This window comes from Neobacillus sp. PVCKKU3 (assembly GCF_058323225.1).
The window spans coordinates 35,457-43,439 of record NZ_JBLVQN010000054.1; the positions used below are offsets into that span (position 1 = coordinate 35,457).

General features: G+C 41.6%; 8 protein-coding genes and 1 riboswitch. Of the genes, 6 read left to right on the forward strand and 2 right to left on the reverse strand.

Going from position 1 to position 7,983, the window contains the following annotated elements:
• Nucleotides 1–23 precede the first annotated feature (23 nt).
• Nucleotides 24–216: riboswitch (cobalamin riboswitch) on the forward strand.
• A gap of 136 nt (nucleotides 217–352) precedes the next feature.
• Genes ACNQGS_RS25870 through ACNQGS_RS25880 form a run of 3 tightly spaced genes read left to right on the forward strand, consistent with a single transcriptional unit; the run spans nucleotide 353 to nucleotide 2,900 of the window.
• Complete coding sequence (locus ACNQGS_RS25870; protein WP_491489857.1) at nucleotides 353–1,648, forward strand: prenyltransferase/squalene oxidase repeat-containing protein; 1,296 nt, start codon at nucleotides 353–355, stop codon at nucleotides 1,646–1,648.
• Between the two features lie 2 nt (nucleotides 1,649–1,650).
• Complete coding sequence (locus ACNQGS_RS25875; RefSeq protein WP_491489858.1) at nucleotides 1,651–2,319, forward strand: DUF4430 domain-containing protein; 669 nt, start codon at nucleotides 1,651–1,653, stop codon at nucleotides 2,317–2,319.
• Nucleotides 2,319–2,900 (forward strand): ECF transporter S component, encoded by a 582-nt coding sequence (locus ACNQGS_RS25880; RefSeq protein WP_491489859.1) that lies wholly within the window; start codon nucleotides 2,319–2,321, stop codon nucleotides 2,898–2,900. The genes ACNQGS_RS25875 and ACNQGS_RS25880 overlap by 1 nt, the downstream gene beginning before the upstream one ends.
• 16 nt (nucleotides 2,901–2,916) lie before the next feature.
• Here the strand turns inward: ACNQGS_RS25880 and ACNQGS_RS25885 are convergent, their stop codons facing one another.
• A complete protein-coding gene (locus ACNQGS_RS25885; protein ID WP_491489860.1) occupies nucleotides 2,917–5,019 on the reverse strand; it encodes a transglycosylase domain-containing protein in 2,103 nt (700 codons plus the stop codon).
• Nucleotides 5,020–5,202: 183 nt separating this feature from the next.
• Between ACNQGS_RS25885 and ACNQGS_RS25890 the strand changes: the two genes are divergently transcribed.
• The gene (locus ACNQGS_RS25890; RefSeq protein WP_423802057.1) at nucleotides 5,203–5,469 is read left to right on the forward strand and encodes a phage holin; all 267 of its coding nucleotides are present in this window, start codon (nucleotides 5,203–5,205) and stop codon (nucleotides 5,467–5,469) included.
• A 44-nt stretch (nucleotides 5,470–5,513) separates the two neighbouring features.
• Here the strand turns inward: ACNQGS_RS25890 and ACNQGS_RS25895 are convergent, their stop codons facing one another.
• Nucleotides 5,514–6,191 (reverse strand): DUF421 domain-containing protein, encoded by a 678-nt coding sequence (locus tag ACNQGS_RS25895; RefSeq protein WP_491489861.1) that lies wholly within the window; start codon nucleotides 6,189–6,191, stop codon nucleotides 5,514–5,516.
• A gap of 153 nt (nucleotides 6,192–6,344) precedes the next feature.
• Here ACNQGS_RS25895 and ACNQGS_RS25900 point away from each other — a divergent pair, with 153 nt between their 5' ends.
• Nucleotides 6,345–7,562, forward strand: coding sequence for an MDR family MFS transporter (locus ACNQGS_RS25900; protein ID WP_491489862.1), 1,218 nt, complete (start codon nucleotides 6,345–6,347; stop codon nucleotides 7,560–7,562).
• A gap of 112 nt (nucleotides 7,563–7,674) precedes the next feature.
• A complete protein-coding gene (locus ACNQGS_RS25905; RefSeq protein WP_491489863.1) occupies nucleotides 7,675–7,881 on the forward strand; it encodes a hypothetical protein in 207 nt (68 codons plus the stop codon).
• Nucleotides 7,882–7,983: the final 102 nt, after the last annotated feature.

Below are 7,983 nucleotides of genomic sequence, written 5' to 3' on the forward strand. Positions count from 1 at the left end.
CTATAATAATAACAGCATAAAAAAATAATCTTTAAAAAACAGGTGCTAAAGTCTTAAAACAAGACTCTTAGCTTAATAGGGAAGTTGGTTAAAAGCCAACGCGGTCCCGCCACTGTAAATGGGAGCAACCTATAAGATGTCACTGTCTTAATAGATGGGAAGACATAGGAAGCAATGACCATGAGCCAGGAAACCTGCCTGTTTTTAAACACAAATGCCTACGTGGATAGGAGCGTGTTAAGCAGGAAACGTCACTCGTTTGTTACTTAGCATACATAACACCTCCTCCTAACTGATAGGAGGATTTTTTTATGCCAATTTTGGTGTAAAGATAGAAAGGGAGAGAGAAAAAATGAGAAAAGCAACAAAATTGATGGTAATTGTGGGTGTACTGGCGCTGGCGGTACCTTACAATACTTATGCAGCTGAGGATGTCAGCACCGAGATTGCCTCTACTGCTGAACACGTTCAGGCTGGAGAGCTAAATTCAGATTGGCTGGCTATTACGCTTTCAAAAGCAGGGAAATTGACCGCAGCGAACAAACAAGACTATTTAATGAAGCTGAAAAGCAGGGTAAATGGAACTGATTTAAAAGGAACGGAGCTTCATAAAACAATCTTAGCTATTCGTGCATTAGGGGCAGATCCTGCTAATTTTGAGGGGCAAGACTTAATAAAAAAGGCTTATAGTGATACATCCCTGACCGCATTTACTGCCTATGTATATGCCTTAATTGCATTAGATAGTGCAGATTACACTATCCCAACTGATGCTTTATGGACAAAGGATAAACTTATCGACAAGATTACAACTATGGATTCAACCGCCGGTGGCTGGAACTGGGATGGATCAACAAGTAAACAAGCAGATCCGGATACAACTGGAATGGTGCTAACTGCATTAGGCAAGCATAAGTCAGATGTTGTTGTCAAAGCAGACATCAATAGTGCCGTTACTTATTTAAAAACGGTTGAAACGGCAAATGGCGGTTTTGATAATTGGGGAGAAAACTCATCTTCAACTGCCCAGGTTGTAATTGGACTTTCCTCTATTGGTGTGGACCCGACTTCGACTGAATTCACTAAGGATGGAAAAAATCCTGTTAACCATCTATTTACCTATGAAATAGGAAATGGCGGCTATAAATGGATGAAATCCGAAACTGCAGAGAATAGTTTTGCAACAGAGCAAGTTTTCCAAGCTTTAGTGGCATACGATAAGTTTAAAAGCGGTGATCAGCTCTTTAGCTTTCCATACCAAGCTAAAGAGGAGCCTGCACCATCACAACCATCTACATCTGCTCCAACACCAACAGTAGTAAACAACAATAATTATGTGACTGTTACGCCGACAACAGACGTTTCAAAATTGCCTGTCTCAGAGTCCACGAAAGAGGTAATTAGAGAAATCATTACAAACAATAATGCTGGCACAGCTGGAGCTGCAGGAAATACATCTTCACAGCCGCAAGTGATTGTCGTCCAGCAACCTGCCGCGGTTCAAACAGCAGCGGGTGAACCCAAAGTTGAGGTAAAAGTTGAAAAAGAAAGTGGTACCATCAATTCCAATAACCTTAAGGTAGGAGGCACTACCGCATTTATTGGGGCACTGGCTTTAATTCTTAGAAGAAAGTTCTTGGGGGTGTAACCATGAAAGGCTGGCAGAAAATCATCGGTGATATTGCATCATGGCTTTTGGTTATCGGCGGGATTGGCTATGCTTTATATGGCTATACTCCGGGCAAAACGATTACAACGACAACAACCACCCCTCAAGTTAAACAAGTTCAGCATAATCAGCAAACTGCTGCGGAAACTGTAAAGAATGTGGAAGGGATTGTTTCCAATGCTGAAGCAACGTCATCTGATACCGCTGGAAAGAATTCAACAGTAAAAGTAATAACTACTCAGCCTGTAAAACAAACTTCAACGGTAACGCAGCAGCCAGCGGGCAGTACGGCACCAGCATCTGCACCGGTCGAAGAAAAAAAGCAAGACTCAGTAACTGTTTCAGTAAAGACGCCTGATGGCTATTTAATTGCACCGCGGTCAGTTAAAATAAACGATCAAACGAGAGCAGCTGATGTTTTAAAACAAGTCTGTCAGGAGGCCGGCATAAAGCTGGAAACTACCGGTTCAGGTGCCATGCTATATACAAAAGGTATTGGCGGATGGCGTGAATTTGACAAAGGGCCTTACAGCGGATGGAGCTACAGAATAAATGGAGTCAAAGGAGACCGCTCATCCGGCGTAAAGGATGTTAATCCTGGCGACACATTAGAGTGGAATTATGTTGTCGATTATAGGGAGGACAAGTGATGGAGAGCGTTCTTTCCATATTTAGGCCCAGGGTACGGAACCTTTTAACGTTAAGAAACATGACCTTGATGGCGTGTTTAGCAACCTTGAGTATTGTTGGCAGGATTTATATGGGGATGATTCCAAACGTCCAGCCATCAACGGTTATAATAATTTGCTCTGCCTTGATTTATGGAGTAAGGTTTGGATTGATTATTGCAGTTCTGACAGTCTTGGGTTCAAACCTGGTGTTGGGCTTTGGTCCTTTTGTTGTGATGCAGCTGATAGCATGGGGAGCAGTTGCCGTTGTATCGGGCGTGATTGGAAGGTTTTATGAGAAAATTCCCCATCTGCTTTTATCGTCATACGCCGGTTTTACCGGGCTGTTTTTTGGATTCATGGTATCCTTAAATGTTTTCATCATTGGCGGTCCGGCTGCTTTTTGGGTTTACTACCTAAGAGGGATCCCGTTTGATCTATATCATGCGGCCGGCAACTTTTTGTTTTATTTAACCCTTGGTCCAGTCCTGCTAAAGCTTTTACAGAGGCATAAGGAAAAAACATTTCATCAAAACCCAATAGAGTTAACAGATGATAAATAGCACGCCAAGCGGCGTGCTATTTTTGCATACTCTGCAGTTTTTGAATTAACGAGTCGACCTTTTCGCCAACATTATAGAGTACTTCCTCCAATCCTTTTTTCCATTCAGGTGCTTGTTCTTTTATTGTGTTCCCAATCTTTTTGGCACTTTCATTTAATTCTTTACCAATTTCTTCAGCCTGGTCTTGTATGTTTGCAGCAGAGTTTGTTTCCCCGGCTAGCTTAGCATTTATGGACACAACATCAAAATTTTTCTTCGGAAGAGAGGTTGTTGATGTTCTCATGATTTCTCTAAAAATAGGCACGACATTTGAAGAACTTGAGCTTGGCAGGTAGTGCTGGCGGTCCGTTTGGTCAAAACCAATCCAAATGGCCCCTACCAGATTTGGCGTATAGCCGACCATCCATTGATCCTTCGTGCCGTTTATATCAGCAAACGGAAGCTGAGTTGAACCGGTTTTCCCGGCAATTTGTACTCCCGGGATGCGTGCTTTTTGACCTGTTCCAGATTCAACCACATTTAGAAGAATGGAGGTCATTTCATTTGCCACCTTTTTGGAGGTCACTTTGGTTGTTTTAGCTTCCCGTTCAGCAATAATATTGTCTGTTGGGCCGACAATTTTTGTAATCAAATGGCTGTCCTGACGCTTCCCGCCATTTGGAAAAACAGTGTAAGCATTGGCCATCTGCAGGGGGGAAACGCCTTTACTCATCCCGCCAAGTGCGACCGCTAGATTTCTATCTTCTTTTTCTACAGGAATACCGAAACGTTTCAAGGAATCAAGTCCCTTGTTTAAGCCTACCTGATTCAACAGCCAGACGGCCGGAACATTTAAGGAGTCTTCCAAAGCCTTATACAATGGAACCTTGCCCTGATATGTTTTTGTGAAATTTTCCGGCTTATAATTGCCAATTGTAAGCGGCTCATCCACCAGTTCTGACGAATAAGTATAACCTTCCTCAAGAGCTGCTGTATAGACAGCCAACGGTTTGATTGAAGAACCTGGCTGCGCCTTTAATTGCGTCGCCCGGTTAAAGCCGCGAAACACTTGTTCACCGCGTCCCCCGACGAGGGCAAGAACACCGCCTGATGCTGGGTCCATCAAGACAGAGCCGCTTTGGACGGTTTCTCCCCCCATCCCTCTAGGAAACAAGGATTTATTTGCATAAACCTTTTCTAGGCCCGCCTGTAAATTTTGATCCATTTCCGTATAAATTCGGTAGCCTCTTGTTAAAATTTCATCCTGTGTCAGACCGTATCGGGAAATGGCCTCGTTTAAAACAGCATCAACATAATAAGGGTATTTCCGCTCTACAAAGCTGCCACCGCCGTCATGCAGGCGGATTTTTTCTTTTTTAGCTTGGCTGTATTGGGCTGTGGTTATCATCCCAAGTTCCTTCATTTTACCCAACACGACATCTCTTCGGTCCATTGCTCCCGTATAATTTCTATAAGGATCAAGATAATTCGGCGCATGCAGAAGACCGGCAATCATTGCAGCCTCACTAATGGTCATGTCCTTGGCATCCTTATTAAAATATTTCTTTGAGGCATTGCCAATTCCCCAGGCACCGCTGCCGAAATAAACTTGGTTTAGATACATTTGCAGAATTTCGTCTTTAGTATAAACTTTTTCAATTTTTACCGCTAAAAATAATTCCTCAGCCTTCCGTTTATAGGTTCGTTCTGGCGACAGCAGCGCGTTTTTAGTGAGCTGCTGCGTAAGGGTGCTTCCGCCTCCAGTAATCCTGCCGGCGAATAAGTTACCGAAGAAGGCACGGGCGATCCCCTGAATATCGAAACCGCCATGCTCATAAAATCGCTCATCCTCTATAGCTACGACCGCATTCGGAACATATTTGGGCAGCTCCTCAATTTTCACACCTTTTGTCCGGTTTGTTGCAACATTTGAAGCAACATTGCCATTTTTATCATAAATAACCGTCGGCTGGCTTAGGCCTTCCTTTAATGACTGTACATTGGCTCGTGAGGCGAGCCAGCCAAAATATGAAATAGTTGATAGCACGACCACTAGACAAATCAACAATAGAATTTGAGTTAAATGTTTCTTTTTCCAGAAACGGACGACTAATTCCCAGATTGGGCGCAGCTTGTCCATAATGATCTCCTAACCTTCGTGTGATTTTTTGCTTCTTACTATTATAAAGATTCATCTAAAAAAAGACCAACAAAGACGTCTAAATAGAAATCTTTTAACACCATGACAATCGTGGACAACCAATTCCAATCTAAGCATATGTTAGTAGAAAGATAAATCATTTTTGTGGAAAGGGATGGTGTCATGATTAACTGGAGAGTCCGGTTTAAGAACCGGAACTGGGTGATTGCATTTATCTCGCAGCTATTTATTGTCGCGCAAATGATACTAGGCGGATTAAATTCCTTGGGCATAACTAGTTTCCAGCTTTCGGATGCACTTCAGGATTGGGTAATTACCTTGGCAAATGCTGTTTTTGTATTGCTATCATTGCTAGGTATTGTGCAAGACCCGACGACCAAAGGGTATGGCGACAGTACCCGAGCCTTAAATTATAAGGATCCAAATTAACCATAAAAGAGGCCGTCAAGCGAGACAGCCTCTTTTTCGCTGTGTTATGAAATGGTTTGTACAAATAAACCTTCCCCCTCCAGCCATTCAGCAATAAAAATATTCTTGTAGTCCGTGATATTATGGGAATTTAGTTGAGTCGTCAGCCATGCTTCGTCATAGCCAAGGTCGTAGATTTCATCCCATAATACCTCGCCATCCCGAATAATTGTTACGGGTATGTAAACGGGTTTTGGCGGCATATTAAAATCCTCTTGAGTAGTTTTTTGATACTTTGTCTTTTTTAAAATGCTTAGTGAGCCATTTGCCTCAAGATAGCAATAAGCGACTTCGCGGATCGAAAAGGTTTCACTTTGCCGAAGCAGGCTTTGCAGCTGATTGATGTTCATACGGTTTTTCTTCAATTCCTGCCGGTCCACAACACCGTTTTTAATCAGGGCCGACGGCTTTCCTTCAACCATGCCACGAAAGGTTAGAAACTTCTGTCCAAGATATTCGACAGTTATAAGAAGAGCCCCCCATAGGACCATCGAATACATAATATAGTAAAAACTGATTTTATCATCATAGATGGCGTTACCGATTAATTCACCTAGAACAATGGAAGAAATAAAGGTAAAGGGGGTAGCCCTTTTGATAATTTTTCTGCCGATGATTTTTATCCAAATAATGAGAAGGACAAAGCCGACAATTAGGTCAGTTGTTATATAAGCCAGTTTCATGGTCAATGCTCCAATCAAAACTCATACTACATTCTTTTATTGCCAAGTATGGGTATAATGAAACACATTCCAATATCTTCAAGAAAATTCTTTACATTTTTCTAATAAAATAGTTTACTAGTATGTATCTAAAAATTTGCGAGGACATTATATATGAACAGAATAAAACAGTATATTGGACAGTTTCATCCTATTGTCTGGGTTTTGTTATTAGGAACCGTTTTAACTAGGGGTTCCGCTTTTATGACCCTGCCATTTTTGTCTATTTATTTATCTAGGCATTTGGAGCTTTCTCCAATTGTAATCGGGATTACAGTTGGGATGAGCCCGTTAATGGGAACGGTGGGGGGATTTATCGGGGGGCATCTGTCGGACCGGTTTGGCCGTAAGCCAATCATGCTGACTGCTTTATTTACGCTGACACTTGTTTACTTCGGCTTTACTATTGCAAATGCGCAAATCTGGTTCATTATTCTTAACGCCCTTAATGGACTTTGTACATCCTTTTTCGAACCAACCTCCCAAGCACTTATGGCAGATTTAACTGACAAGACGAAACGCATGAAGGTTTATTCGTTACGGTACACAGCCATCAATATCGGGGCATCTGTTGGTCCGCTTCTTGGGGCCTATTTTGCCAATACATCTGCAAAAGTGTCCTTTGCCATTACAGGCAGTACCTATCTTTTGTATGCTATAGTCTTGTTATGGCTAATGAATAAACTAGTTATCTCAAATGAAGCTTCTGCGAAGAAAGTAGTTTCTGCGGCAGATGCATTTAAAATTATAAAGACGGATAAGGCATTAAGATATTTATTAGTTGGGATTATCTTGATAAACATGGGATATTCCCAAATAGACTCGAACCTGCCGCAGTACCTGGAAAATTCAGTGGAGGATGGCGTGCTGATTTTCTCTGTGCTTCTTACCATCAATGCTGTCATGGTGGTGTTTTTGCAAATGCCAATCAGCCATATCGCGGAGAAGCTGAGCTTGATGCAGGGAATGGTTTTCGGTGCTATCTTTATGACAGCCGGATTAATCGGATTTAGCTTCATTAATGGTTGGGTAACAGCAATTATTGCCATGGTGCTTTTAACGGTTGGTGAAATATTGATTTTCCCGGCCAACAGCATGATGATGGACAAACTTGCCCCAGAACATTTACGCGGCACCTACTTCGGAGCCGGACAGTTTCGAAAGATTGGTCATTTCTTCGGTCCAATCCTCGGTGGATATCTACTAAGCCACCTTCAAGGACAGTTCATGTTTTTGATCATTTCGTTAGTAACCCTAGCCAGCATTATTTTTTTCACAGCAGGAAACAAAACGTTTATCAAGTCAAAGCCTGTGAAAGCTAAATCATTTTAACTCATTTTGATTGCCGAAAAATCTCCCATTTGGTAAAATTTGATAAATAATAGGAAAGAAAAAGCTTTTTTTGAATAGGATTAATTAATCCTTTTAAAAAGGGGTCCTGTAAATGTTCTGGATGGTGATGGTAATTTTGTCGATTTTCGTGATTGAGGAAACGACTTATTATTTTTGGAATCGATATGTTTACGGACCAAATGTTCAGAGAAAAGAAAAATGGAAGAATCGGTTTTCCATTTTAATAATGCTGATTAGACGGAAGCATAAAAATACTGAAGCTACAGAACCAAATAATCATGAACAAAGCTCGCTTTAAGGCGAGCTTAGGCTGTCGAGAAACTCTCGATAGCCTTTATTTTATTTATTTCCTTTATCAATTCACCGCGTTAACTTGTTATAATATAATTGATAATTCGTC